The organism is Pseudomonas sp. CLCA07, assembly GCF_053615335.1.
On the sequence record NZ_CM132131.1, the window covers coordinates 4,492,114 to 4,517,979 of the forward strand.

22 protein-coding genes and 1 pseudogene are annotated in these 25,866 nt (G+C 58.9%); 11 read left to right on the plus strand and 12 right to left on the minus strand.

Features of this window, described 5'->3' with window-relative positions; all coding sequences use genetic code 11:
* Positions 1 to 120 precede the first annotated feature (120 nt).
* The 10 genes from ACWGZX_RS20610 (at position 121) to pcaC (ending at position 9,976) form a co-directional block, all read left to right on the plus strand.
* Complete coding sequence (locus ACWGZX_RS20610) at positions 121 to 1,467, plus strand: aromatic acid/H+ symport family MFS transporter (protein WP_452625207.1); 1,347 nt, start codon at positions 121 to 123, stop codon at positions 1,465 to 1,467.
* Between the two features lie 214 nt (positions 1,468 to 1,681).
* The gene (locus ACWGZX_RS20615) at positions 1,682 to 2,539 is read left to right on the plus strand and encodes a CoA transferase subunit A (RefSeq protein ID WP_223512219.1); all 858 of its coding nucleotides are present in this window, start codon (positions 1,682 to 1,684) and stop codon (positions 2,537 to 2,539) included.
* On the plus strand, positions 2,539 to 3,318 hold the full coding sequence (locus ACWGZX_RS20620) for a CoA-transferase subunit beta (protein ID WP_007947286.1): 780 nt from the start codon (positions 2,539 to 2,541) through the stop codon (positions 3,316 to 3,318). The genes ACWGZX_RS20615 and ACWGZX_RS20620 overlap by 1 nt, the downstream gene beginning before the upstream one ends.
* Positions 3,315 to 4,520, plus strand: a complete 1,206-nt coding sequence (gene pcaF / locus ACWGZX_RS20625) for a 3-oxoadipyl-CoA thiolase (RefSeq protein ID WP_452629044.1) — start codon at positions 3,315 to 3,317, stop codon at positions 4,518 to 4,520. Before ACWGZX_RS20620 ends, pcaF begins: the two co-directional genes overlap by 4 nt.
* A 37-nt stretch (positions 4,521 to 4,557) precedes the next feature.
* Positions 4,558 to 5,262, plus strand: coding sequence for a protocatechuate 3,4-dioxygenase subunit beta (gene pcaH, locus ACWGZX_RS20630; RefSeq protein WP_452625208.1), 705 nt, complete (start codon positions 4,558 to 4,560; stop codon positions 5,260 to 5,262).
* Position 5,263: 1 nt separating this feature from the next.
* Positions 5,264 to 5,830 (plus strand): protocatechuate 3,4-dioxygenase subunit alpha, encoded by a 567-nt coding sequence (gene pcaG, locus ACWGZX_RS20635; protein WP_223512214.1) that lies wholly within the window; start codon positions 5,264 to 5,266, stop codon positions 5,828 to 5,830.
* Between the two features lie 210 nt (positions 5,831 to 6,040).
* Positions 6,041 to 7,345 carry an MFS family transporter gene (locus ACWGZX_RS20640; protein ID WP_452625209.1) on the plus strand — a complete coding sequence of 435 codons (1,305 nt, stop codon included), beginning with the start codon at positions 6,041 to 6,043 and terminating at the stop codon, positions 7,343 to 7,345.
* Positions 7,346 to 7,390: 45 nt separating this feature from the next.
* Positions 7,391 to 8,755: a 3-carboxy-cis,cis-muconate cycloisomerase gene (locus ACWGZX_RS20645; RefSeq protein WP_452625210.1), complete on the plus strand. Its 1,365-nt coding sequence runs from the start codon at positions 7,391 to 7,393 to the stop codon at positions 8,753 to 8,755.
* Positions 8,756 to 8,766: 11 nt separating this feature from the next.
* Positions 8,767 to 9,573, plus strand: coding sequence for a 3-oxoadipate enol-lactonase (gene pcaD / locus ACWGZX_RS20650; protein ID WP_452625211.1), 807 nt, complete (start codon positions 8,767 to 8,769; stop codon positions 9,571 to 9,573).
* A 10-nt stretch (positions 9,574 to 9,583) separates the two neighbouring features.
* Positions 9,584 to 9,976, plus strand: a complete 393-nt coding sequence (gene pcaC / locus ACWGZX_RS20655; protein ID WP_452625212.1) for a 4-carboxymuconolactone decarboxylase — start codon at positions 9,584 to 9,586, stop codon at positions 9,974 to 9,976.
* A 116-nt stretch (positions 9,977 to 10,092) separates the two neighbouring features.
* On the opposite strand, the gene ACWGZX_RS20660 is transcribed toward pcaC, so the two are convergent.
* The 10 genes and pseudogenes from ACWGZX_RS20660 to ACWGZX_RS20705 form a co-directional block, all read right to left on the minus strand.
* Positions 10,093 to 10,914 (minus strand): methyltransferase domain-containing protein, encoded by an 822-nt coding sequence (locus ACWGZX_RS20660; protein ID WP_452625213.1) that lies wholly within the window; start codon positions 10,912 to 10,914, stop codon positions 10,093 to 10,095.
* A gap of 20 nt (positions 10,915 to 10,934) precedes the next feature.
* A complete protein-coding gene (locus ACWGZX_RS20665) occupies positions 10,935 to 11,306 on the minus strand; it encodes a DUF1641 domain-containing protein (protein ID WP_452625214.1) in 372 nt (123 codons plus the stop codon).
* Between the two features lie 25 nt (positions 11,307 to 11,331).
* The gene (locus ACWGZX_RS20670) at positions 11,332 to 12,522 is read right to left on the minus strand and encodes an NAD(P)/FAD-dependent oxidoreductase (protein WP_452625215.1); all 1,191 of its coding nucleotides are present in this window, start codon (positions 12,520 to 12,522) and stop codon (positions 11,332 to 11,334) included.
* Between the two features lie 130 nt (positions 12,523 to 12,652).
* On the minus strand, positions 12,653 to 12,895 hold the full coding sequence (locus ACWGZX_RS20675; RefSeq protein ID WP_452625216.1) for a DUF3050 domain-containing protein: 243 nt from the start codon (positions 12,893 to 12,895) through the stop codon (positions 12,653 to 12,655).
* Positions 12,896 to 12,931: 36 nt separating this feature from the next.
* Positions 12,932 to 13,453 carry a hypothetical protein gene (locus ACWGZX_RS20680; protein WP_452625217.1) on the minus strand — a complete coding sequence of 174 codons (522 nt, stop codon included), beginning with the start codon at positions 13,451 to 13,453 and terminating at the stop codon, positions 12,932 to 12,934.
* 353 nt (positions 13,454 to 13,806) lie between these two features.
* Positions 13,807 to 15,069, minus strand: a complete 1,263-nt coding sequence (locus ACWGZX_RS20685; RefSeq protein WP_452625218.1) for an OprD family porin — start codon at positions 15,067 to 15,069, stop codon at positions 13,807 to 13,809.
* A gap of 361 nt (positions 15,070 to 15,430) precedes the next feature.
* A pseudogene (locus tag ACWGZX_RS20690) lies at positions 15,431 to 16,377 on the minus strand (IS110 family transposase).
* Between the two features lie 303 nt (positions 16,378 to 16,680).
* Positions 16,681 to 18,141 carry an efflux RND transporter outer membrane subunit EmhC gene (gene emhC, locus ACWGZX_RS20695; RefSeq protein ID WP_452625219.1) on the minus strand — a complete coding sequence of 487 codons (1,461 nt, stop codon included), beginning with the start codon at positions 18,139 to 18,141 and terminating at the stop codon, positions 16,681 to 16,683.
* Complete coding sequence (emhB, locus tag ACWGZX_RS20700) at positions 18,138 to 21,302, minus strand: efflux RND transporter permease subunit EmhB (RefSeq protein WP_452625220.1); 3,165 nt, start codon at positions 21,300 to 21,302, stop codon at positions 18,138 to 18,140. Before emhB ends, emhC begins: the two co-directional genes overlap by 4 nt.
* A gap of 3 nt (positions 21,303 to 21,305) precedes the next feature.
* Positions 21,306 to 22,463, minus strand: coding sequence for an efflux RND transporter periplasmic adaptor subunit (locus ACWGZX_RS20705; RefSeq protein ID WP_452625221.1), 1,158 nt, complete (start codon positions 22,461 to 22,463; stop codon positions 21,306 to 21,308).
* Between the two features lie 265 nt (positions 22,464 to 22,728).
* On the opposite strand from ACWGZX_RS20705, the gene emhR reads away from it, so the two are divergent.
* Entirely contained in the window at positions 22,729 to 23,361 is a 633-nt protein-coding gene (emhR, locus tag ACWGZX_RS20710) for an efflux system transcriptional repressor EmhR (protein ID WP_452625222.1), read from the plus strand.
* A gap of 244 nt (positions 23,362 to 23,605) precedes the next feature.
* Here emhR and ACWGZX_RS20715 read toward each other — a convergent pair whose 3' ends face one another.
* Entirely contained in the window at positions 23,606 to 24,655 is a 1,050-nt protein-coding gene (locus ACWGZX_RS20715; RefSeq protein ID WP_452625223.1) for an alkene reductase, read from the minus strand.
* Positions 24,656 to 24,683: 28 nt separating this feature from the next.
* A complete protein-coding gene (locus ACWGZX_RS20720) occupies positions 24,684 to 25,850 on the minus strand; it encodes an MFS transporter (RefSeq protein WP_452625224.1) in 1,167 nt (388 codons plus the stop codon).
* Positions 25,851 to 25,866 lie beyond the last annotated feature (16 nt).

Consider the following 25,866-nt stretch of genomic DNA (forward strand, 5'->3'; position numbering starts at 1 on the left):
GATAAACGCACAGACTTGCGTTTATCGAATTGACGGTCTTTCCCCAGGATCATTACTGTCGCGGCAGCGCCGGCCCAGGCTGGCAAATGTCCGACTGCGTTCTTGTGTGGAATAAAAATAATGAACCAGCCCCAGTCTGCTGTAGGTAACTGCCTCGACGTGCAGTCCTTCATCAATGCTCAACCCATTTCGCGCTATCAGTGGCGAGTGGTGATCCTGTGTTTCCTGATTGTCTTCCTTGATGGCCTCGATACGGCGGCCATGGGCTTTATTGCGCCTGCGTTGTCGCAGGATTGGGGCATCGACCGCGCCAGTCTTGGGCCGGTCATGAGTGCTGCGTTGATTGGCATGGTCTTCGGCGCACTGGGTTCTGGCCCGTTGGCGGACCGTTTCGGGCGAAAAGTCGTGCTGGTCGGCGCGGTGTTGTTGTTTGGTGCCTTCAGTCTGGCGTCGGCCTACAGCACCAATGTCGATCAACTGCTGGTGCTGCGTTTTCTCACCGGCCTGGGTCTTGGCGCCGGCATGCCGAACGCCACGACATTGCTGTCGGAATACACCCCGGAGCGCAAAAAGTCCCTGCTGGTGACCAGCATGTTCTGCGGCTTCAACCTCGGCATGGCCGGCGGCGGGTTTATCTCGGCCAAGCTGATCCCTGCGTTCGGCTGGCACAGCCTGTTGCTGATCGGCGGGATTCTGCCGCTGATCCTCGCGGTCGTCCTGTTGTTCTGGCTGCCGGAATCGGCGCGCTACCTCGTAGTCCGTAACCGTGGCACCGACAAAGTGCGCAAGACGCTGGCCCCCATCGACCCGACCATCGTCGCCCAGGCTTCAAGCTTCAGCGTACCGGAACAGAAAACCGTGAAGGCGCGCAACGTGTTCGCGGTGATCTTCTCAGGCACCTACAGCACCGGCACCTTATTGCTGTGGCTGACCTACTTCATGGGCCTGGTGATTGTGTACTTGCTGACCAGTTGGCTGCCGACGTTGATGCGTGATAGCGGCGCGAGCATGGAGCAGGCCGCGTTCATTGGCGCGCTGTTCCAGTTTGGCGGTGTGCTAAGTGCGGTGGGCGTGGGTTGGGCGATGGACCGGTTCAATCCGCACAAAGTCATCGGCATTTTCTACCTGCTGGCCGGGGTGTTTGCCTACGCGGTGGGGCAGAGCCTGGGCAACATTACGCTGTTGGCGACGTTGGTGCTGGTGGCGGGCATGTGCGTCAACGGTGCGCAATCGGCGATGCCATCGCTGGCGGCGCGGTTTTACCCGACGCAAGGGCGGGCGACTGGCGTGTCGTGGATGCTGGGGATTGGCCGTTTCGGCGCGATTCTCGGTGCGTGGATGGGCGCAACATTGCTAGGGCTGGGCTGGAATTTTGAGCAAGTGCTGACGGCGCTGGTGATTCCGGCGGCGTTGGCGACCACGGCGGTGGTGATCAAGGGCATGGTCAGTCATGCGGATGCGACCTGAGGGGCTGATCCGGAATATCGAGTGGTTTTGATGGCCTGCTCGCGATGCTTTTTGGGGATCGGTAGCGAGACAACAATATGTTCGATAAACGAACACTTAGTCGATTATCGGATTGTTTGGCGTTTTGCACAGGCTTAACCTTCAGTCATTCCGGCGCTGCGCATCGCGCCTTTTTCTTCCACTGTCGGTTCATAACAAAACGGGAGCCTGCCCCATGGCTGAAATCCTTTCGCTGCACGACGCGGTGAAGCAATTCGTAAACGACGGCGATACAGTCGCGCTCGAAGGCTTTACTCACTTGATCCCTACGGCGGCGGGTCATGAAATCATTCGTCAGGGCAAGAAAGACCTGACACTGGTACGCATGACCCCGGACCTGATCTACGACCAGTTGATCGGCGCCGGCTGTGCTCGCAAGTTGATTTTCTCCTGGGGCGGCAACCCGGGTGTGGGTTCGCTGCACCGTCTGCGTGATGCCGTCGAAAAGCAGTGGCCGCACGCGCTGGAGATCGAAGAACACAGCCACGCCGACCTGGCCAATGCCTACGTCGCTGGCGCCTCTGGCCTACCGTTCGCGGTGCTGCGGGCCTATGCCGGTTCTGACCTGCCGAAGGTCAATCCGCTGATCAAAACCGTCACCTGCCCGTTTACCGGTGAAGTGTTGGCAGCCGTGCCTTCGGTGCGTCCGGACATCACGGTCATTCACGCGCAGAAAGCCGACCGCAAAGGCAATGTGCTGCTGTGGGGCATTCTCGGTGTGCAGAAAGAAGCCGCACTGGCCGCCAAGCGTTGCATCGTCACCGTCGAAGAAATCGTCGACGACCTCAATGCACCGATGAACGCTTGTGTTCTGCCGACCTGGGCCTTGAGCGCAGTTTGCCATGTACCTGGCGGCGCGCATCCTTCCTACGCTCATGGTTACACCGAGCGTGACAACCGTTTCTACCAAGCCTGGGACCCGATTGCCCGCGACCGTGAAACCTTCACGGCGTGGATCAACGAATACATCCACGGCTGCGCTGACTTCAGCGAGTTCCAGGCCAAGCTGGCCGCTGCTTCGGAGGCCAAGTAATGACCTACACCACCAATGAAATGATGACTGTTGCCGCTGCTCGCCGTTTGAAGAACGGTTCGGTGTGTTTCGTCGGCATCGGCCTGCCGTCGAAAGCGGCCAACCTGGCGCGTCTTACCTCCTCGCCAGACGTTGTCCTGATCTACGAATCGGGTCCGATTGGCGCCAAGCCAAGCGTATTGCCGCTGTCGATTGGTGACGGTGAGCTGGCGGAAACCGCCGACACCGTGGTCCCGACCGGTGAGATTTTCCGCTATTGGTTGCAGGGCGGGCGCATTGACGTCGGCTTCCTCGGCGCTGCGCAAGTCGACCGTTTCGGCAACATCAACACCACCGTGGTCGGCGATTACCATGCGCCGAAAGTTCGTCTGCCGGGGGCTGGTGGCGCACCGGAGATTGCCGGTTCGGCCAAAAGCGTACTGATCATCCTCAAGCAGTCGGCGCGTTCGTTTGTCGACAAACTCGACTTCATTACATCGGTCGGCCATGGCGAGGGCGGTGATTCACGTAAGCGTCTCGGTCTGCCGGGCGCCGGTCCGGTGGGCATTATTACCGACCTGTGCATCATGGAACCGGAAGCCGGCACCCATGAATTTGTAGTCACCGCGCTGCACCCAGGCGTGACCCGTGAGCAAGTGGTCGCCGCCACCGGTTGGGCGATTCGCTTCGCCGACACGGTTGAAAACACGGCCGAGCCCACTGAGGTCGAACTCACTGCTCTCAGGGATCTGGAAGCTCGCACTGCTGCCGCCCACGGCCAAGCACCCGGAGAAGCCTGATGCGTGACGTTTATATCTGCGACGCCATTCGCACCCCCATCGGCCGTTTCGGCGGCGGTCTGTCGGCGGTTCGCGCTGACGATCTGGCCGCTGTGCCGCTCAAGGCGCTGATGGAACGCAACCCGTCGGTGGACTGGAACGCGGTGGACGAGGTGTTCTTCGGCTGCGCCAACCAGGCCGGCGAAGACAACCGTAACGTTGCCCGCATGGCGTTGCTGCTGGCAGGGCTGCCGGAAACCATTCCGGGCGTCACGCTCAACCGCCTCTGCGCGTCGGGTATGGATGCCATCGGCACCGCATTCCGCGCGATCGCCAGCGGCGAAATGGAGTTGGCGATTGCCGGCGGTGTCGAGTCGATGTCCCGCGCACCGTTCGTGATGGGCAAAGCCGACGCGGCGTTCTCGCGCAACATGAAACTGGAAGACACTACCATCGGCTGGCGTTTCATCAACCCGTTGATGAAAGCGCAGTACGGCGTGGATGCGATGCCGCAGACCGCCGATAACGTGGCCGACGATTACGAAGTGTCTCGTGAAGACCAGGACGCTTTTGCACTGCGCAGCCAGCAGCGCACAGCCGCCGCGCAAGCCGCAGGATTTTTCGCCGAAGAAATCGTTGAAGTGCGAATTGCCCACAAGAAGGGTGAAACAGTCGTCACGCAGGACGAGCATCCTCGTGGCGATACCACACTGGAGATGCTGGCCAAACTCAAGCCGGTCAATGGCCCCGACAAAACCGTCACCGCTGGCAACGCTTCGGGCGTCAACGACGGTGCGGCGGCGTTGATTCTGGCCTCGGCCGAAGCCGTGAAAAAACACGGCCTGACCGCCCGCGCCAAAGTGCTGGGTATGGCGAGCGCTGGCGTTGCGCCTCGGGTGATGGGCATCGGCCCGGTCCCGGCGGTGCGCAAACTGACCGAGCGTCTTGGCTTGGCGGTCAGTGATTTCGACGTGATCGAACTGAACGAAGCCTTCGCCAGCCAGGGCCTGGCAGTGTTGCGTGAACTGGGACTGGCGGACGACGCGGCGCAGGTCAACCCGAACGGTGGCGCCATTGCCTTGGGCCATCCGCTGGGCATGAGCGGTGCGCGTCTGGTGCTGACTGCGCTGCATCATCTGGAAAAAACCGGTGGCAAGAAAGGTCTGGCGACCATGTGCGTCGGTGTGGGTCAGGGTCTGGCCCTGGCGATCGAACGCGTCTGACACGCCGCGTCGACAAATAAGAACAGAGGAAAGCGAAATGACTGACAAGCCTGGTTACCGCCGCCCGCAGGAGGGCACTCAGCCCGACTACCTGCACCCGACGTATCAATCCACCAACCTGCGCTCGCCGTCCAAGCCGTTGGTGTTTTTGCCGCACTCGCTGTCGGAGATCACCGGGCCGACCATTGGCGCCGATCGCGTTAACGAGACGGACAACGACCTGACCGTTCAGCACCAGGGCGAGCCACTGGGTGAACGCATCATCATTCACGGTCGCGTGCTGGATGAAAACGGTCTGCCGGTGCCGGGGATTCTGGTGGAAATCTGGCAGGCCAACGCCGCCGGTCGCTACAACCACGCCCGCGACCTTCATGACGCGCCGCTGGACCCGAACTTCACCGGCACCGGCCGCACCGTGACCGACGCCGATGGCTGGTATCAGTTCCAGACCATCAAGCCCGGCGCCTATCCGTGGGGCAACCACCACAACGCGTGGCGCCCGGCGCACATCCATTTCTCGCTGTTCGGGCCGAGCATTCTGACGCGCCTGGTCACGCAGATGTATTTCCCGGGCGACCCGCTGCTGGCCTACGACCCGATCTACAACTGCGTGCCCGATACCAGCGCCAAAGAGCGTTTGATCGCGACGTTCGATCTGGAAAAAACCATCCCTTCCTATGCCCTCGGTTATCGCTGGGACATCGTCTTGCGCGGCCGCGATGCCACGCCGATGGAGAAATAAGATGACGCTGAACGCGACCACGTCCCACACCGTCGGGCCGTATTACCACATTGGCCTGACCTGGCTGAACCGCGAAGACCTGACAGTGGAGAAAACCCTAGGCGAGCGCGTGGCGATCACCGGGCAAGTCATCGATGGCAACGGCGATGTCGTCAACGACGCGATGCTGGAAGTCTGGCAGGCCAACGCCGCCGGCAAGTACGACCATCCGGAGGATGATCAGGATAAACCGCTGGACCCGAACTTCGAAGGTTTTGGCCGGGTGCCGGTGGATGCCGAAGGGCGCTTTCGTTTCACCACCATCAAGCCGGGTACGGTTGAAGGCCTGAAGGGCTCGACCCAGGCGCCGCACCTGGTGGTGCTGGTGTTTGCGCGCGGGTTGGTGAAGCACTTGCTGACGCGGATTTACTTCGATGGCGAACCGGCCAACGTGGCGGATCCGCTGCTGGAATGTGTACCGGCCGAGCGCCGCAGTACATTGCTGGCGAAGCAGGATGCGTCGGGTGTTTATCAATGGAATGTGATTTTGCAGGGCACTGACGCGGAGACGGTGTTCTTCGATTATTGAATGAACACCACAAAAACCCTGTAGGAGCGGCGGTGCGGCGATCCGACTTGCCCGCGAAAGCGGTGTGTCAGTCAATATAGATGTCGCCTGACACACCGCTTTCGCTGGCAAGCCAGCTCCTACAGGGGATCTGTGTTGCTAATGCATTTGCGGAACGGGATTGTTGCGAAGTGTGTCTAGACTCTCACTGTCCTCATTGAGTGAAAAACAATGACAACGCCCACGGCTATTACAGCTCACTACACCGGTGAAGAACGCAGCAAGCGGATCTTTGCCATTGTCGGCGCTTCGTCCGGCAACCTCGTGGAATGGTTCGATTTCTACGTCTACGCTTTTTGCGCGATCTATTTTGCACCTGCCTTTTTTCCGTCCGACAACCCTACGGTGCAGTTGGTCAACACCGCTGGCGTATTCGCCGCCGGGTTCCTGATGCGCCCTATCGGCGGCTGGATTTTCGGTCGACTGGCGGACAAACACGGGCGCAAGAATTCGATGTTGATCTCGATTCTGATGATGTGCTTCGGTTCGTTGCTCATCGCGTGCCTGCCGACCTACAACAGCATCGGTGTCTGGGCGCCGATCCTGTTGCTGTTCGCGCGTTTGCTTCAAGGTTTATCGGTAGGCGGGGAGTACGGCACCACCGCAACCTACATGAGCGAAGTCGCGCTCAAGGGCCAGCGCGGCTTCTTCGCCTCGTTCCAGTACGTGACGCTGATTGGCGGGCAGTTACTGGCGGTGTCGCTGGTGGTGGTTCTGCAGCAGTTCCTCAGCGAGGATGAGTTGCGCGCCTACGGCTGGCGCATTCCGTTCGTGGTCGGTGCGTGCGCGGCGCTGATTTCGCTGTACCTGCGTCGTTCGCTCAAAGAAACCACCAGCAAGGAAATGCGCGAAAACAAGGACGCCGGCAGCATCAGTGCGTTGTTCCGCGACCATAAAGCCGCGTTCATTACCGTGCTCGGTTATACCGCCGGTGGCTCGCTAATTTTCTACACCTTCACCACGTACATGCAGAAGTATCTGGTGAACACTGCCGGGATGCAGGCCAAGACCGCCAGTTACATCATGACCGGCGCGCTATTCCTTTATATGTGCATGCAGCCGCTCTTCGGCATGCTCGCCGACAAGATCGGTCGACGTAACTCGATGCTCTGGTTCGGCGCCCTCGGGACGTTGTGCACCGTGCCGATTCTGTTGAGCCTGAAAAGTGTCAGCAGTCCGTTCCTGGCCTTTGTGCTGATTACCGTGGCGCTGGCGATCGTGAGCTTTTACACCTCGATTAGTGGCCTGGTAAAAGCCGAAATGTTCCCGCCGCAAGTGCGCGCCCTGGGCGTTGGCCTGGCGTATGCGGTGGCCAATGCGATCTTCGGTGGTTCGGCGGAATACGTTGCCCTGAGCCTGAAAGCCGTGGGCATGGAGAACTCCTTCTACTGGTACGTTACGGTGATGATGGCGGTGGCGTTCCTGTTCAGTTTGCGTCTGCCGAAACAGCCGAAGTATTTGCAACACGACCTTTGATCTTTACGTGCGGGCCTGACGGGCCCGCGCCTCCAAGGACTGTTTATGAACGAGCGACCGGGCAATCAATTGTTCGATGCCTATTTCACTGCGCGCGATATGCGTGAGGTGTTTTGCGATCAAGGCCGCGTACAGGCCATGCTCGATTTCGAAGCCGCACTGGCCCGGGCCGAGGCGCATGTCGGACTGATTCCGCCAACGGCTGTCGCCCCCATTGAAGCCGCGTGTCAGGCCGGACATTACGACTTTGCCGCCCTCGGCGAGGCGATTGCTACCGCGGGCAATTCCGCCATTCCATTGGTCAAGGCGTTGGGCAAGCAGATCGCGGTCAGTGATGCCGAAGCAGAGCGCTATGTGCATTTGGGCGCGACCAGCCAGGATGTGATGGACACCGGCCTGGTGTTGCAATTGCGTGGGGCGCTGGCGCTGATCGAAAGTGACCTGGCGCAACTGGGCGACACCCTCGCGATTCAAGCCAAACGTTATGTCACCACACCCTTGGCTGGCCGCACTTGGTTGCAGCATGCAACACCGGTCACCCTCGGCATGAAAATCGCCGGTTGGCTGGGCGCGGTCACTCGCAGCCGTCAACGCTTGCAAGAGCTCAAGCCACGTCTGTTGGTGCTGCAATTCGGTGGCGCCTCCGGAACCCTGGCGGCCCTGGGTGCACAGGCGATGCCGATTGCTGAAGCATTGGCCGAGGAACTGCAACTGACCTTGCCGGATCAACCTTGGCACACCCAGCGTGATCGTCTGGTGGAGTTTGGCTCGGTGCTGGGATTGATCACCGGCAGCCTGGGCAAACTCGGCCGCGACATCAGCCTGTTGATGCAAACCGAGGCGGGCGAAGTCTTCGAACCTTCGGCGCCGGGCAAGGGCGGTTCCTCGACCATGCCGCACAAGCGCAACCCGGTCGGTGCGGCAGTGCTGATCGGTGCGGCGACGCGTGTGCCGGGCTTACTCTCGACACTTTTCAGCGCGATGCCGCAGGAACACGAACGCAGCCTCGGTCTATGGCATGCCGAGTGGGAAACCCTGCCAGAGATTTGCTGCCTGGTGTCCGGCAGCCTCAAGCAAGCATTGCTGGTGGCGCAGGGACTGGAAGTGGACGCGAATCGCATGGCTCGCAACCTCGATTTGACCCAAGGCCTGGTGCTGGCCGAAGCGGTGAGCATCGTGCTCGCCCAACGGGTCGGCCGCGACACCGCGCATCATTTGTTGGAACTCTGCTGCAAACGTGCGGTGGCTGAACAACGTCATCTGCGCGCCGTCCTCGGTGACGAGCCGCAAGTGACCGCCGAGCTTTCTGCTGCTGAACTTGATCGTCTGCTGGACCCCGCCCATTACCTCGGCCAGGCCCATACCTGGGTCGAGCGGGCGGTAGCTGAACATTCTGCGTTGACTGCCTGAAGGAGATTACTGTGGCTTTTGTACAACTCGCCGAGGGCGAACTGCACTACCAAATTCAAGGGCCGCAACTCGATGGGCCTGAGGAGGCACCGGTATTGGTGCTGTCCAACTCGCTGGGCACCGACCTGCACATGTGGGACGCACAGATTGCAGCGTTCACCGAACACTTCCAGGTGTTGCGTTTCGACACCCGTGGTCACGGCCAATCGCTGGTGACCCCGGGCCCGTACAGCATCGAGCAGCTGGGCCGTGACGTGTTGGCGCTGCTGGATGCGTTGCACATTGAACGCGCGCATTTCTGCGGTTTGTCCATGGGCGGTTTGATTGGCCAGTGGCTGGGGATCAATGCCGGTGATCGATTGAACAAACTGGTGGTGTGCAACACCGCCGCGAAAATCGGCGACCCGTCGATCTGGAACCCGCGCATTGAAACCGTGCTGCGTGACGGTCCTGCCGCTATGGTCGCACTGCGCGATGCCTCGATTGCACGCTGGTTTACCCCAGACTTTGCCGAAGCCAATCCGTCTGCCGCGAAGCGAATCACCGACATGCTGGCCGCCACTTCGCCTCAAGGCTACGCGGCTAATTGCGCGGCGGTGCGTGATGCCGACTTCCGTGAACAGCTGTCTTCGATCAAGGCGCCGCTGCTGGTAATCGCCGGCACTGAAGACGCGGTCACGCCGCCGTCTGGCGGACACTTCATTCAAGAACATGTGCCAGGCGCCGAATACGCCGAGTTCTACGCCGCACACTTGTCCAACGTCCAGGCCAGCGCCGCATTCAGCGAGCGGGTCCTGGCGTTTTTGAACACTCATTAAGGGGATTGTTGTGGACGAGAAACAACGTTACGACGAGGGCATGAAAGTCCGTCGCGCAGTACTCGGCGACGCTCACGTCGACCGCAGCCTGAACGCGCTGACCGAATTCAACTCGGAATTTCAGGAGATGATCACCCGCCACGCCTGGGGCGACATCTGGACTCGCCCGGGCCTGCCGCGCCACACCCGCAGCCTGATCACCATTTCCATGCTGATCGGCATGAATCGCAACGAAGAACTCAAACTGCACCTGCGTGCCGCCGCCAACAACGGCGTGACCCGGGGCGAGATCAAGGAAGTGATCATGCAGAGCGCGATCTACTGCGGCATCCCGGCAGCGAATGCGACGTTCCATTTGGCGGAGTCAGTTTGGGATGAGTTGGGGGTTGAGTCGCGGGAGTGATCTCGGGATTTGATGGTGCCTGAACTGACGCCTTCGCGAGCAGGCTCACTCCCACAGTTGACCGCATTTCAATGTGGGAGCGAGCCTGCTCGCGAAAGCGGTCGTCGCCTTGATCCTTATTCAACGGTGGCCACAATGAAAACCCGCTTGAATGGAAACAACGTATGCCCATCCCCCTCCTGCGGGTAATGCGCATGCACCCGCATCGTGAAGTGATAGATGAACCTCGCCTGTTCGTCATCCTTCAATCCCTGCATCACCGCCCGCAACGCAGACACCTTGATCCAGTCATAAATCGGCGACTTGCCATCGACGACCTGAAGCTGCTCGGTTTCCCAGATATCCAGCGTGGCGCAGAGCGGCGCCAGCAAACGGTAGTAGTCCTCCAGCGACAACAGCGGCCGCCGCGCCATGCTTTCACGTAGCTGCGGTGTCCCTAGCGGTTGACCGTTGTGGCCGCCGCTGTCGAGGGTGTCGAGCATTAGCTGATACCACACCGCATCGCGCCAATCGGGCATGTGCGCCGCCAGACAGCCGCCCGGGTTCAAGTGCTTGAGCAATCGAGGCAACAGCTGTGGATGATCGTCGATGAAATGCAGCACGGCGGCGGCAAACAGCAGATCGGCGGGTTGTTCGGGTTGCCAGTTTTGCAGGTCGCAGTGTTTCCATCGGGCCCTGATCGGCAAACACCTGGCCTCCTGAAGCATTTGCTCCGAGCTGTCGATGCCCAACAGGTGCGCTCGGGGCCAGCGCTTGGCCAGAACCTGCGTCGCAATGCCTGTGCCGCACCCCAGGTCGTAGATGCGTTTGGGCTTTTTGATGTCGACACGGTAGAGCAATTCATTCACCGGTCGTTGTCGAAGTCGGGAGAATTGCTGGTACGCCTTGGCGTCCCAGTCAGTACAGGCTATCCCTGCCGTTTCGAGTTTGACGCTCATGAGGTGATCCTCTCTGGCGATTACAGTTGTCTTCCGATGACGTTCAATGTTTTCAGGACCACGGCGACGCCTTTACGCGTGTCCGGGTCGTTCAGCAGTTTGATCAGCGCATAGACGCCGGGCGGCTCGGGGTTGGCGCCAATGTCGGCCTTGGCCATGCGCACGGCGTTTCCAACTGCCCATGTGGTGGCGGTGGCGCTTTCGAACAATTGCGCCAGTTTTTCCACCATCGCCGTGTCCAGCAAGTCGATCATGTCCGAGGCCAGTGAGAGCAGATCGACAATATTGTCGAGCCGGCCGCCGTCGATCAGCGGCTGAAGTTTGGCCATCAACGCGCTCAGCTCCGGCGTTTCGGTGGCACTGACCGCAAGTGTTTCATCCAATGGGTTCATCACCGTTCACTCCTCCCTGTGCGGGTCAAAGCATTCCACGGGCAACCGCCCAATACAGGCCACGATTGAAGCCATGCCTGAGCAGGCCGCCGAGTTTGGTTGGCGGGGTCGGCAACACGTCCCGGGCGTAGTCGTACCACAGCGGCATGCCGGCATTGAGGCCCATTTGCGCCACGGCTTGAACCCGCCCGTCGTAGACACTGTTCGGCGCGCCGAGGCGAATTTCGGCGGCAATGTTGTTGGCGATCACCGGCGCCTGGTTATGGCAGGCGCCCCCGGCCTTGCTCACCGGCAGGTCGACGGTGTCGCCAATCACGTAGACGCCGTCCAGGTCATAGACTTGCAGGGTTTCATGGTTGGTCGGCAGCCAGCCTTCGTGGTTCGGTGCTTGCGAGACGCCGCATTCCAGCACCGCATCCACGGCGCGGATCGGCGGCGTTGCCATCAGAATGTCGAAGGGTTGCTCGTCGCCTTCTGCCGAGTAGGCGATCTTTGCATCCTTGTCGACCTTGTCGAGGGTGAAGCCGCGTTGGAAGTGAATGTTCTTCTGCTCGAAAATGCCCGGCAGTATTTCCCCGGTAGGCCTCTGCAGGAACAGACAGTTACGCAACAACTGAGCGGTGGTTGGGTAGGTGTAGACGATTTCTATTTTGTCGCGAACGCCGCGACGGCGCAGGAAATCGTCGAGCATCAACGTGGTTTCCACCGGGGCAATGCCGCACTGGTGCGGCACATTGGGCGTTTGCGGGAATGAGACCGTGATGAAAATCCGGCCCTTCTTGATCGTGCTCAGGCGTTCTGCCAATTGCCGGGCGGGTTGATATTGGTAGAAGTGGTCGCCGGCTTCTTTCAAGCCTTCAATACGCTCAGGCGCGGGGACGCAACCGGTGGCGATGACCAGAAAGTCATAGCTGTAGTGTTTGCCGCTGCGGGTTTTCAGCTGTTGGCCAGGGAAATCGAAACGCGTGACTTCTTCGACGTGAAAGCTGATTTCCGGGCGCAACAAAGAACGTTCCGGGCGCTTGAGATCCTCTGCAAAGAACTGGTTGAACGCCACGTACATGAACGCAGGTTTGTAGTAGTGATCGGGGGAGTTGGACAGCAGTGCAATCGAGACTTCGCCGCGCAGGATTTCTGGATACAGCTTGTTGACCAGTTGATTGGCCAACATGGTTCCACCGACGCCGCCACCGACGATAACTATTCGCTTGCTCATATCTGACCTCCGTGGTCATGGCATCTTCACGTACAGCATCCGCAGATAACGGAAGAAAAAAGGTTTGCTCTGAACTGTCGATATCCAACAGCTGCGCGCAGTGCTTTTTCCCGCACTTGCGGCGTGATGATTAATCGAGACAATATTTTTTTTGATTGATGAGGCGGGCACTATTTTCACTCGGCACCGGCATCCAGGGCAGTTCGACACAGGTGAAGTCGCGTTGCGGGCGTTTGGCCAGGCTCATAAAGTCCCATACTGCAAAGACATGGCGACTCATGAATATTCTGACGTGTTCGACCGAACGAATAGCGTCATAAATCGGGTGTTGGGCCAATCGATCCTGATACGGCCTGAGCTCTTTTTCAAACATGGATTGCTTCCTTGCAAAGAGGTTTAAGCGCTTGCGTTAAATGGCATTGCGCGGTTGACGAAGATCTGCAAAAAGTCGTGACCATGCCTTAGGTGACGGCAGCGTTAATCCAGTCACTTTTTTATAAGCTCGCCATTCATTTCCAAAAATGGACTCGAGACGTTTTTCCATGTGCCATGTACCCAAATACATATAGATCGTGGTGCCGACCGAAAAGAGCAATGTGTCGTAGGTCATGATCGGGTGGGCCCAGAAAAACAACATCAGAAAAGTATGATGGGGGAAACGTATGTATCGTTTGATGCCTTGTACGTTCATTCGGTAAGGCGTAGGGGCTTTTTGACCTCTTAATTTGGCAATTAATTGGTGAGCACCGAGCCACTGCCAAAATGTGGAGGTATAACGAAAGCAGTAAATAGTGAGGCCCAATAGAGTCACCATTGATAACGCTGCAAAGTGAAACAGCGGGCTGCCCGGAATCAAGACATAGATATAATGCCCAGAGGGTTGCCAGTAAATGATGCCGAGCGCCAGTGTGGCGGCAGAAAACACACACATGCCGAGGTTTCAGCTCCATTCGGGGAATAATAATTCGTAAAGTTTCATCGCCGGCTGGGTTGTCAGGCAGGAGTGGACGAAGCCATAAGAAAACATAATCAATGTATCGATCTGCCACCAGTTCATAGTATTCCCTTCCATGGTTGTCATCTGCGGAGTGTTGCTTTAGGCAGATATTAGAAGTTTGGTGGATGGCCATCTACTGTTAAAACTAACAGGATTTAAGGCGTTTTAATAATAGGAGGGCGTTGGATTGGTTATAAGATTGTCCGGCAACGAAAGCATGCTCGACGTTTTTGAATAAGCCACTTCCGATGTGGCTTAGTGTTTTGGTTTTTCGTGGTGGGATGCCCTTACAGCAAACTGATCGGATAATTGATGATGATACGGTTTTCATCGAATTCGTTGGTGCTGAAGCTCTTGCGGATGCTCGCGTTGCGCCATTTGACGTTGAAACTCTTCAACGGGCCGCTTTGTATGGTGTAGGCCAGTTCCGATTCGCGGCCCCATTCCGTGCCGTCGGTGATTGTGCCGGTATGCACATTATCGCCGCTGATGTAGCGGTTCATCAGCGTCAGACCGGGAACGCCCAGGGCGACGAAGTTGTAGTCGTGGCGCACCTGCCAGGATTTTTCCTGGGCGTTGTCGTAGCTGGAGTTGTAGCTGTCGTTGGCCAGGGTACCGCCGCTGGTGCCGTTGACTCGCATCCATTGATCGTCACCGGTGAGTTTTTGCAGGCCGACGTAGAAGGTGTTGCCACCGTACTTGGCCGAGAGCATGGCGAACCCGGTTTTGTTGTCGAGGTCGCCGGCCAGGGCGCTGCCGTTTTCTTTGCCGATGAAATAACCAAGGTTGGCGCCGAGGACCCAGTCGCCAATCGGCTGGCTATGGTTCAGGTTGTAATACTGTTGCTGGTAGAGGTCGCTGAGTTCTGCATACCAGGCACCGACCTGGGTGCGTTTGTCGTTGAACGTGTATTCACCGCCGCCGAAGTTGAAACGGTCCGAAGTGAAGGCCGCGGATTTGCCGTTCATGAACATGTCTTCCATGCTCGCATCGTTACGCGGACTGTTCTGGCGGAACTGGCCGCCGTAGATCGTCAGGCCGCTGATCTCGGTGGACGTCAGCTGGCCACCCTGGAAGGTTTGCGGCAGCGAGCGGCCATCGTCTGCACGCAGGATGGGCAGTATTGGCATCCACTCGCCGACCTTCACTTCGGTTTTACTCACTTTCATCTTCCCGGCCACCGCCAGACGACCAAAGTCATCGACCGGGCGACCGTCGCTGCCAATCGGCAGCAGCTGGGTGCCGCCCGAGCCTTTGCCGCCATCGAGCTTGACCGACAACAGTCCCAGCACATCCGCGCCGAACCCCACCGGGCCTTGGGTGAAACCGGACTTGGCGTCGAAAATGAAGCTCTGCGTCCACTCTTCAGCCTTGCCCTGGGGGAAGGCCGGGTTTACGTAGTTGCGGTTGATGTAGAAGTTGCGCAGGTTCAGGTTGACCTTGGCGTCTTCGACAAACCCCGAATCCTCGGCTTGGGCGGGCAGGGCCGCCGTGGCCACAGCAATGGCAATCAGGCCGGGGAACAAATACTGCGCGGAAGAAGGCGTCATGGGCTCGGGTCTCTCTAATTGTTGGGGATGAAACAGGGCGCTGCCGCAACGTCGGGTTGCAGTCAAAAGAACGGATTGATTAAACGGAGCGGAATCAGCCGGACAGGGCAGGGCGCGGGGGCATAGGGTGAACCTGATGTTGTTGGTCTTGTGCGAAGGATGGTGCGGGGAATGTACTAGGTGGTTCAATTGGTGAAAGCGGGATGTGGGCGATTATCGAACGTAAGATTGGCCAGGGATTTGTGGTGAATGGGCGGGCCTCTTCGCGAGCAGGCTCGCTCCCACATTGGTCTCTGTTGTTCATCAGTATTGTGTTCATTGAGGCCCCCCTGTGGGAGATTCTATGGTTGAGGGGAAGCCCTCAACTGGTTTTCGGTTGGTATTCGCTTTGCCCGTTCAGCAGGGCGAATACAACCCGAGCAAGCTTGCGAGCCAGCATTACCAGCGCCTGAGTGGTGCTGAAGCCCCGAGCTCTTTGCGCTTCGTAAAATCCTTTCCAGGCCGCCGTTCGGCTGGCCGACATCGCTGCATTGTGCAAAAGGCGCCGGGCCTCTGGGTCACCTCGCTTGCTCAAACTCCGGCGACAATCTTTTTGTCCTGACTTCGCCACCCGCAAATCCATTCCCAAGAAGGCGATAAAGGCATTCGCGTTTCTGAAGTCACCCCGCTGAAAAGCCGCAATCAAGCGAGCTCCGGTCAAAAAACCAATACCTTCAACTTTCAGACACCGCTTTAACTGGCCGAGCAAGCCGGCTTCTTTCAGATGGTCCTTAATCGTCTTTTCGACCAGCACTTCAAGTTGCTGCATGGATTTCACTTGCTCGGCGAAAGCGGTTTTCAGCAACGGTTCATTCGCCCAGCTTTGCACCAGGCCAACTCGCGCCTGGACCAAAGCCGCCCGGCGGCGGAAAAGGCTCAAGAGCTGGCGGTACAGCGGTGACGGCGGGTCCACGGATGAAGCTCCTCAGCTTCGTTCTTTAAATAACGGGCAAGTAACTTGGCATCTAGCGCATCAGTTTTGGCGCGAACTTTGACACCTTTTCGGTAATGACTGAGTTCATAGCCGCCCACCATGTAAATAGTGCAACCGGCCTCATAGGCCAAGTCAGCAAACTCCAGGTGATAGATGTTGGTGGCCTCAATGGCGATCGCCACTGTCCCCGGCAAGGCCTTCAACCACTGCTTGATGGCCGCTTTGGTGTTGGGGATTTCTTCGAGCAAATCGAACTCTGCCTGATAAATCACCAATTCATTCTTGGCGACATCCACACCCACGATCGGCTTTGAAACAAGAACCGGCATTGCCATTGGATTTCCTCCGGGATAAGGTTTTAAGCACTTGAAGGGCTCACCCAGAGGCGCAGGCTTGTTCCTATCGTCGGTCTAGCCAGAAGCATTCTTTATCGGCGCTTGGGTGAAAGGAGGAGGGGCGAAATCTCCCACGGTCTGTACTGCGTCAACAGTCAGAAACGAGCCTTGTCCCTCCTCCTCCCTTCAAGTCCTACCATACAAGCGAGCCTGCTCGCGAAGAGGCCGGAACTGGCCACTCAACTTTTCAGCAGCCAACAAAAAGCCCACCAAAAGGTGGGCTTCATTGTTTTCACCGCGCTATCAGAACAACTTCATCTTCGGCGCTTCTTCTTTCAGCGGTTCGACCTTGGCGGTCTGCTGATTCCAGCCACCACCCAGGGCCTTGTACAGGTTGACCGCGCTGACCAGTTGCGCCAGACGGTCGGTAATCAACACTTGTTGGGCGTTGAACAGCTGACGCTGGGCATCGAGGAAGGTCAGGTTGCTGTCGACACCAATGAGGTAACGACGCTGGGCCAGACGGTAGTAGTCCTGGTTGGCGGTGACAAAGTCACGCTGAGCCTGCAACTGAGCGGTGTAGGTCTCGCGGGCGGCCAGGCCGTCGGCGACTTCCTGGAAGGCCGTTTGAATGGACTTCTCGTAGTTCGCCACACCGATGTCTTTCTGGATTTTCGAGTAATCCAGGCTGGCGCGCAGGCTGCCGGCGTTGAAGATCGGCAAGTTGATCTGCGGCTGGAACAACCAGGTGCCCGAACCGCCCTTGAACAGACCGGACAAGTCCGGGCTCAGGGTGCCGGCGTTGGCCGTCAGGCTGATGCTCGGGAAGAACGCAGCCCGTGCCGCGCCGATATTTGCGTTGGCGGCCTTGAGGTTGTATTCGGCCTGGAGAATGTCCGGACGACGTTGCAGCAAGTCCGATGGCAGACCGGCTGGCACATCGCTGAGCAAATCGTCAGACAGCGGCTTGGCGGCTTGCAGGTTGGCCGGGATGCCGGTGCCGAGCAGCAGCACCAGACTGTTTTGATCCTGAGCGACCTGGCGGGTGTACTTCGCCAGTTGCGCCCGGGCGTTTTCCACCGAGGTGCGCGACTGGGCGAGGTCCAGTGCCGACGCCACACCGACTTCGGCACTGCGCGCGGTGAGCTTGTAGCTCTCCTCGAACGCACCGAGGGTGTCCAGGGTCACTTTTAACAGTTCCTTGTCGGCTTGCCAGGTCAGGTAGGCGTTGGCCACGTTGGCCACCAGGCTGATCTGCGTGCTGCGTCGACCTTCTTCCGTGGCGAAGTATTTTTGCAGCGCTTCTTCGCTGAGGCTGCGAACCCGACCGAACATGTCGAGTTCATAGGCACTGATGCCGACCGTGGCCGAGTAGGAACTGACGATACCTGACTGGCCGGTCTGCGTAGCGTTATTCGGAACGCGCTGGCGGCTGCCGCTGCCATTGGCCGAGACGGCCGGGAACAGGTCGGCACGCTGGATGCGGTATTGAGCCGCAAAGGCATCGATGTTCAGCGCCGCGACACGCAGGTCGCGGTTGTTTTCCAGTGCGACCTGAATCAGCTGTTGCAGGGCCGGGTCATGGAAAAACTGCTTCCAGCCTTGCTCCGCCGCAGCCTGGCTCGGCGCCTGGGCCGGCGAATACGCCGGACCCTGCGGGTATTGGCCTGCCACTGGTGCCTCAGGCTGCTGATAATCGGGTATCAGCGAGCAACCACCAAGCACAAACGCGGCGACGGCTAGGGAGAGTAGCGACTTGCTCATTGGCCAGCCTCTTTAGGAGTTTCAGTGGCGTCATCCGGGTCGACTATTTTGCGCTGACCGATGGACGACACAGTGACGAAGAACAGTGGGACCCAGAAGATCGCCAGAACGGTAGCGGTGATCATACCGCCAATCACTCCGGTGCCGATGGCATGCTGGCTACCCGAACCTGCACCGGTGGAAATGGCCAGTGGCACCACGCCCAGGACGAAGGCGAGCGAGGTCATGATGATCGGTCGCAAACGCATCCGGCTGGCTTCAATCGCTGCATCGCGCAGGCTGCGCCCTTGCTCATGCAGTTCCTTTGCAAATTCGACAATCAAAATGGCGTTTTTCGCCGCCAGGCCGATGGTCGTCAACAGACCCACCTGGAAATACACGTCGTTGGACAGGCCACGCAAGCTGGTCGCCATCAGTGCACCGATGATCCCCAAAGGCACCACCAGCATCACCGCAATCGGGATCGACCAGCTTTCATACAGCGCCGCCAGACACAGGAACACCATCAGCAGCGACAGGGCGTACAGCGCTGGCGCTTGCGAACCGGACAACCGTTCTTCGTACGACAGGCCGGTCCAGGAAATACCGACACCCGCCGGCAGTTTGGCGGCTATGGCTTCGACTTCGGCCATGGCTTCACCGGTGGAATAGCCCGGCGCCGGGGAGCCGAGGATTTCCATCGCTTCTACGCCGTTGTAACGGGCCAGTTTCGGCGACCCATAAATCCATTCACCCTTGGCAAACGCCGTGAACGGAACCATGGTGCCGGCGCTGTTGCGCACATACCATTTCTGCAGGTCTTCAGGGCTCATACGGGAGCCGGGCTGACCTTGTACGTAAACCTTCTTCACTCGACCACGGTCGATGAAGTCGTTGACGTAGCTACTGCCCAGCGCGATCGACAGGGTGTTGTTGATGTCGGCGATGGTAATGCCCAGGGCACTGGCCTTCTCGTCATCGATTTCCAGTTGGAATTGCGGTTCGTCGTTCAGGCCGTTCGGACGGACCTGAGTCAGAATCTTGCTTTGTGCTGCCATGCCGAGGAACTGGTTGCGTGCTTGCATCAGTTTTTCGTGACCGATACCGGCACGGTCCTGAAGGAACACGTCGAAACCGGTGGCGTTACCCAGTTCCAGTACCGCCGGTGGTGCGAAGGCAAACACCATGGCATCACGGAAGGTGAAGAAGTGCTGCTGGGCACGGGCCGCCACCTTGAACACGTTGTTGTCGGCGTTACGTTCGTCCCATGGCCGGAGCATGATGAACGCCATACCCGAGCTCTGGCCACGACCCGCGAAGTTGAAGCCGGTCACGGTAAACACCGAGTTCACCGCATCGCCTTCACCACCATCCTTGCCCGGACGCAACAGGAATTCACGCATCTCGTCCACGACCACCTGGGTGCGCTGGGAGGTTGAACCGGCCGGTGTCTGCACCTGGGCGAACAATACGCCCTGGTCTTCTTCAGGCAGGAACGCCGTCGGGATACGGGTGAACAACCAGATCATGCCGACAATGATGATGAGGTAGGCCAGCAGGTACGGTGCCTTCTGCGTGAGCATGTTGCCTACGCCGCGCTCGTAGCTTTTGACGCCCCGGTCGAAGTTGCGGTTGAACCAGCCGAAGAAACCGCGTTTCGGGGTGCCGTGCTCGCCTTTCGGAATCGGCTTGAGCATCGTGGCGCAAAGCGCCGGGGTGAAGATCAGTGCAACCAGTACCGACAAGGCCATGGCCGAGACGATGGTGATCGAAAACTGCTTGTAGATCACGCCGGTGGAGCCGCTGAAGAACGCCATTGGCAGCAGAACCGCCGACAACACCAGGGCGATACCGACGAGTGCGCCCTGGATCTGGCCCATGGATTTCTTGGTGGCTTCCTTGGGCGACAGGCCTTCTTCACTCATCACCCGTTCGACGTTTTCCACCACAACGATGGCGTCGTCCACCAGCAAGCCAATGGCCAGGACCATACCGAACATGGTCAGGGTGTTGATGCTGAAACCGGCTGCCGCGAGGATGCCGAACGTACCCAGCAACACCACCGGCACGGTCATCGTGGTGATGATGGTGGCGCGGAAGTTTTGCAGGAACAGGAACATCACCAGGAACACCAGTGCGACTGCTTCGACCAGGGTTTCAACCACACCTTTGATCGATTCGGTCACCACCGGGGTGGTGTCATATGGGAACACCACTTCCATCCCTTCAGGGAAGAACGGCTTGAGGCTGTCGATGGTCGCGCGCAGAGCCTTGGCGGTATCCAGAGCGTTGGCACCGGTGGCCAGTTTCACTGCCAGCCCGGAAGCCGGCGCGCCGTTGAACTGGGCGTTGATGCTGTAGTTTTCACCACCCAAACCGACATCGGCGACATCTTTCAAGCGAACCTGAGAGCCGTCCTTGTTGACCTTGAGCAGGATCTTGTCGAATTGCTCAGCGGTCTGCAGGCGGGTCTTGCCGATGATCGTGGCGTTCAGCTGTGTGTCGGGCAGGGCAGGCAAGCCGCCGAGCTGGCCGGATGACACCTGGACGTTCTGTGCGGCGATGGCTGTTTTGACATCGATCGGGGTCAGGTTGAAGTTGTTCAACTTGGCCGGGTCGAGCCAGATACGCATGGCGTACTGGGAGCCGAATACCTGGAAGTCACCGACACCGGCTGTCCGCGAGATCGGGTCCTGCATGTTCGACACGATGTAGTTCGACAGGTCGTCCTTGGTCATACTGCCGTCACGCGAGACCACGCCGATCACCAACAGGAAGTTCTTTACCGCCTTGGTGACGCGGATACCTTGCTGCTGCACTTCTTGCGGCAGCAACGGGGTGGCCAGGTTCAGTTTGTTCTGGACCTGAACCTGCGCGGTATCGGAGTTGGTGCCTTGCTCGAAGGTCGCGGTGATGGTCATGGTGCCGTCGGAGTTACTTTCCGAGGACACATAACGCAAGTGGTCGATACCGTTGAGCTGTTGCTCGATCACCTGTACCACGGTGTCTTGTACCGTTTGTGCCGAAGCACCCGGGTAGGCCACGGAGATGGCGATCGCAGGTGGCGCAATGCTCGGGTATTGGTTGATCGGCAGTTTGAGGATCGACAGTGCCCCGACCAACATGATCACCAGGGCTATCACCCAGGCGAAAATCGGACGGTCGATAAAAAATTTCGACATGGTTTACTCCCCTTTGCCGCTGGAAGCTTTGTCAGCTGCCTGTGCGGGGGCCGGGTTCTTTACGCCAACGTTAGTCGCTTCAGTGGCTTTGACTTCGATGCCAGGCTTGACGAATTGCAGCCCTTCGGTGATCAGGCGATCGCCTGCCTTCAGTCCGTCCTCGATCAGCCATTGACTACCGACGGTGCGGTTGGCCTTGAGCTGACGCAGTTCGACCTTGTTGTCAGGGCCGACGACCAGTGCAGTCGGCGTACCTTTAAGGTCGCGCGTTACGCCTTGTTGCGGCGCCAGAATCGCTGCCGCGTTTACACCGGACTGCAACTGGGCGTGAACGAACATGCCCGGCAGAAGGGTGTGCTCAGGGTTCGGGAACACGGCACGCAGAGTGACGGAACCGGTGGTCTGGTCAACCGAGATTTCGGAGAATTCCAGTTTGCCGTCCAGCTTGTACTGGCTGCCGTCTTCGAGGGTCAGCTTCACCGTCGCCGAGTTGTCGCCGGCCTTTTGCAGGCGACCGCTTTCCAGTTCGTGGCGCAGTTGCAGCAATTCCACCGAGGACTGGGTCACGTCGACATAGATTGGGTCGATTTGCTGGATCACCGCCATCGGATCGACCTGGCCGCTGGTCACCAGCGCGCCTTCTGTCACGTTAGAGCGACCGATACGACCGGTCAGCGGTGCGTAAACCTTGGTGTAGCGCACATTGATCTGAGCGGTTTGCAGGGCGGCTTCCGATTGCATCCGGTTGGCCACGGCCGTGTCGTATTCCTGACGGCTCACCGCCTGTTCGGCGACCAGTTGCTTGTAGCGGTCGGAGATCGACTTGGTCTGTTGCAGGTTGGCTTCTGCACTTTTCAACGTAGCGTCATACACCGACGAATCGATCTGATACAGCTGCTGGCCAAGCTTGACGTCGCCGCCTTCCTTGAACATGCGCTTGAGAATGATGCCGTTCACCTGCGGACGAACTTCGGCGATGCGGTATGCGCTGGTACGACCTGGCAGGTCGGACGTCAGGGTGAAGGCTTGAGGGTGCAGGGTAACAACGCCGACCTGAGGAGGCGGTGCGGCTGGTGCGGCTTCTTCCTTTTTGCATCCGCTGAGCAGCGATGCCAAGGCGACGGCAGTGACCAGAGCGGTAACAGCTGGCTTGAATTGCATGAAAATCCTCGGGTCAGGCGCGCAGAATGCGCACGAGAAAGGTGGAAGGGTAAAAATGGGGTGCTGAGTGGATAAGTAGCTTGCTAAGGAATATACTTACGTTCATGGCTGTTTGTAAACACCTTGGCTGTGTACCCACATCGTTACAAAAGCCGTTCAAAGGTTTGAATTGTAAGACGGGGACGGCGCCCAAGAGCGGTTGCTCCACTTTTATTCAGCTGATGTTCAGACATCGCTGAAGCATCCTGATTGAGGTTTTACTGCCATGGTCCGTCGCACGAAAGAGGAAGCCCAAGAAACCCGCAGCCAGATACTTGAAGCGGCAGAGAAAGCCTTTTATGAAAGGGGCGTGGCGCGCACGACACTGGCGGACATCGCTACCTTGGCCGGCGTGACTCGCGGTGCTATCTACTGGCATTTCAGCAATAAGGCTGATCTGGTGCAGGCCATGCTGGATACCTTGCATGAGCCGCTGGATGAGATGGCCAGGGCCAGTGAAAGCGAAGATGAGCTCGATCCGCTCGGCTGCATGCGCAAGCTGCTGATTCATTTGTTTCATCAAGTTGCGCTGGATCCAAAGACTCGACGTATTAATGAGATTTTGTTTCATAAGTGCGAATTCACCGATGAAATGTGCGACCTGCGTCAGCAGCGCCGAACGGTCAGCTTGGAATGCAATGTGCGAATCGCCTTGGCCCTGAGTAATGCCGTGAATCGGGGGCAAATGCCCGAAGACCTCGACACGGCGCGCGCGGCCATCAGTCTGCATGCGTATGTCGATGGCATCCTGTACCAGTGGCTGCTGGCGCCCGACAGTTTTCAATTGCACACCGACGCCGAGCGTTGGGTGGAGACCGGGCTGGATATGCTGCGCTTGAGCCCAAGCCTGCGCAAATGAAACAAAAAGCGTAATTGGTTCCGCTTGTATCAGCTGCAAAGGCAGGCGCTGACGCCTTCGGTGCTCGCCTGACAACATTGGGGTGCTTTTATATACGCACGCTCGCCAGGATGACAGGTAGCGAGCTACGTAATTTGTAGGGAATTTGTGTCTTGGGTGTGAATGTGTGTGTGCACGCCACTTGAAAACGAAAAAGCCCCGGCTCTCACGAGTCGGGGCTTTTTTGCATTTCAGTGATTAATGCTTACATCGCCGGGTAGTCGATGTAACCCACCGGGCCTTTGCCGTAGAACAGTTCTGGACGCGCTTCGTTCAACGGCGCATCGGCCTTCAAACGTGCCGGCAAGTCCGGGTTGGCAATGAACGGCACGCCGAAGGCGATCGCATCCGCCTTGCCGCTGGCCAGCCAGGCGTTGGCGCTGTCCTTGGTGAAGCGTTCGTTGGCGATGTACGGGCCGCCGAACGCTTCTTTCAATTGTGGGCCAAGGCTGTCGCCGGCTTCTTTTTCACGCGAGCAGATGAACGCGATGCCACGTTTGCCCAGTTCGCGAGCGACGTAGGTGAAGGTTTCTGCGAGGTTGTCGTCGCCCATGTCATGGGAATCGGCGCGCGGTGCCAGGTGTACACCAACGCGGCCGGCGCCCCAGACTTCAATGGCAGCGTCGGTCACTTCCAGCAGCAGGCGCGCACGGTTTTCCAGGGAACCGCCGTAGTGGTCGGTGCGCTGGTTGGTGCTGCTTTGCAGGAACTGGTCAAGCAGGTAACCGTTGGCACCATGGATTTCCACGCCGTCAAAACCCGCGGCCTTGGCGTTCTCGGCACCGGTGCGGTATGCGTCGATGATGTCGGCGATTTCAGCGGTTTCCAGGGCACGCGGGGTTGGGTAATCGGCCAATGGGCGAACCAGGCTGACGTGCCCTTTTGGCTGGATGGCGCTCGGTGCGACCGGCGCTTCGCCGTTCAGGTACGACGTGTGAGAAACCCGGCCGACGTGCCACAGTTGCAGGAAGATCTTGCCGCCCGCGCCGTGGATGGCTTTGGTCACGTTAGCCCAGCCGCGGACCTGGTCGTTGGACCAGATGCCCGGGGTGTCCGGGTAGCCGACGCCCATCGGCGTGACCGACGTGGCCTCGCTGAGGATCAGGCCAGCGGAGGCGCGCTGGACGTAGTACTCGGCCATCAGCGCGTTTGGCACGCGGCCTTCGTCGGCGCGGCAGCGGGTCAGCGGCGCCATGATGATGCGGTTGGCCAACTCGATGTCGCCCAGTTTGATCGGATCGAAAATAGTCGTCATGAATGCACCCTCGTGAGGTCTCAGTGGTTTAGTGAGTCGCTGGAGCCAGTTCGGGATTGCCGCTCTGACGGAAAGTAATCAGGGTCACCAGCAGGGCGAGCACCGCCAGTGCGGCGGCCGCGAGGGGTACGCTGGTCAGGCCGTAGCCGTGGGCGATCACGCTGCCGCCGACCCAGGCACCGAGTGCGTTGCCGATGTTGAAAGCGCCGATGTTCAGGGTCGACACCAGATTTGGTGCCGCTTTGCCAAAGGTCACCACGTTCACTTGCAAGGCCGGGACGGCGGCAAAACATGCCGTGGCCCAGAGGAACAGGGTGATTTCGGTCGGGATCAGCGCGACGCTGGTCCACGTCAGTACGGTGGACACCACCGCCATGCTGATGAACACGCCGATCAGCGTTGCGGCCATGCCTTTGTCCGCCAGTTTGCCGCCAATGATATTGCCGACAGTCAGGCCTAGGCCGATGAGCATCAGGGTCCAGGTCACGCCACGTGGCGAGACACCGGTGACTTCGCCCAGCATCGGAGCGACGTAGGTGAACAGGGTGAAGACCGAGGCGGCAAACAGCGCAGTCATGCTCAGGGACAACCAGATCCCGGCGCCCTTGAGTGCGGCCAGTTCGGCGCGCATGTCGAGTTTTTCTTCATCGCGCTTGGCCGGCAGGAAACGGATCAGACCGATCAAGGCGATCACACCGATCACGGTCACGGCCCAGAAGGTCGAACGCCAGCCGGCTTGCTGACCGAGCGCGGTGCCCAGTGGAACGCCGAGCACGTTGGCCAGGGTCAGGCCGGTAAACATCAATGCCACAGCCGAAGCGCGTTTGTTGGCCGGCACCAGGCCTGCCGCCACCACCGAACCGATACCGAAGAAGGCACCGTGACAGAGGGCCGTGACGACTCGTGCAAACATCAACACGTTGTAGTCACTGGCCAGGGCGCAAAGCAAATTGCCGACGATGAAAATACCCATCAACGCAACCAGTGCAGCCTTGCGCGGCAGCCGGGCGGTGGCCAGTGCCATGAACGGTGCCCCGATGGCCACGCCTAGGGCGTAACCGGTCACCAACCAGCCGGCGCCGGGGATCGACACACCGAGGTCCGCCGCCACATCAGGCAGCAGGCCCATGATGACGAACTCGGTGGTGCCGATGGCAAAGGCGCTCAAGGCCAGAATGAGAAGCGAGAGGGGCATTGTTGATTCCTTGTTG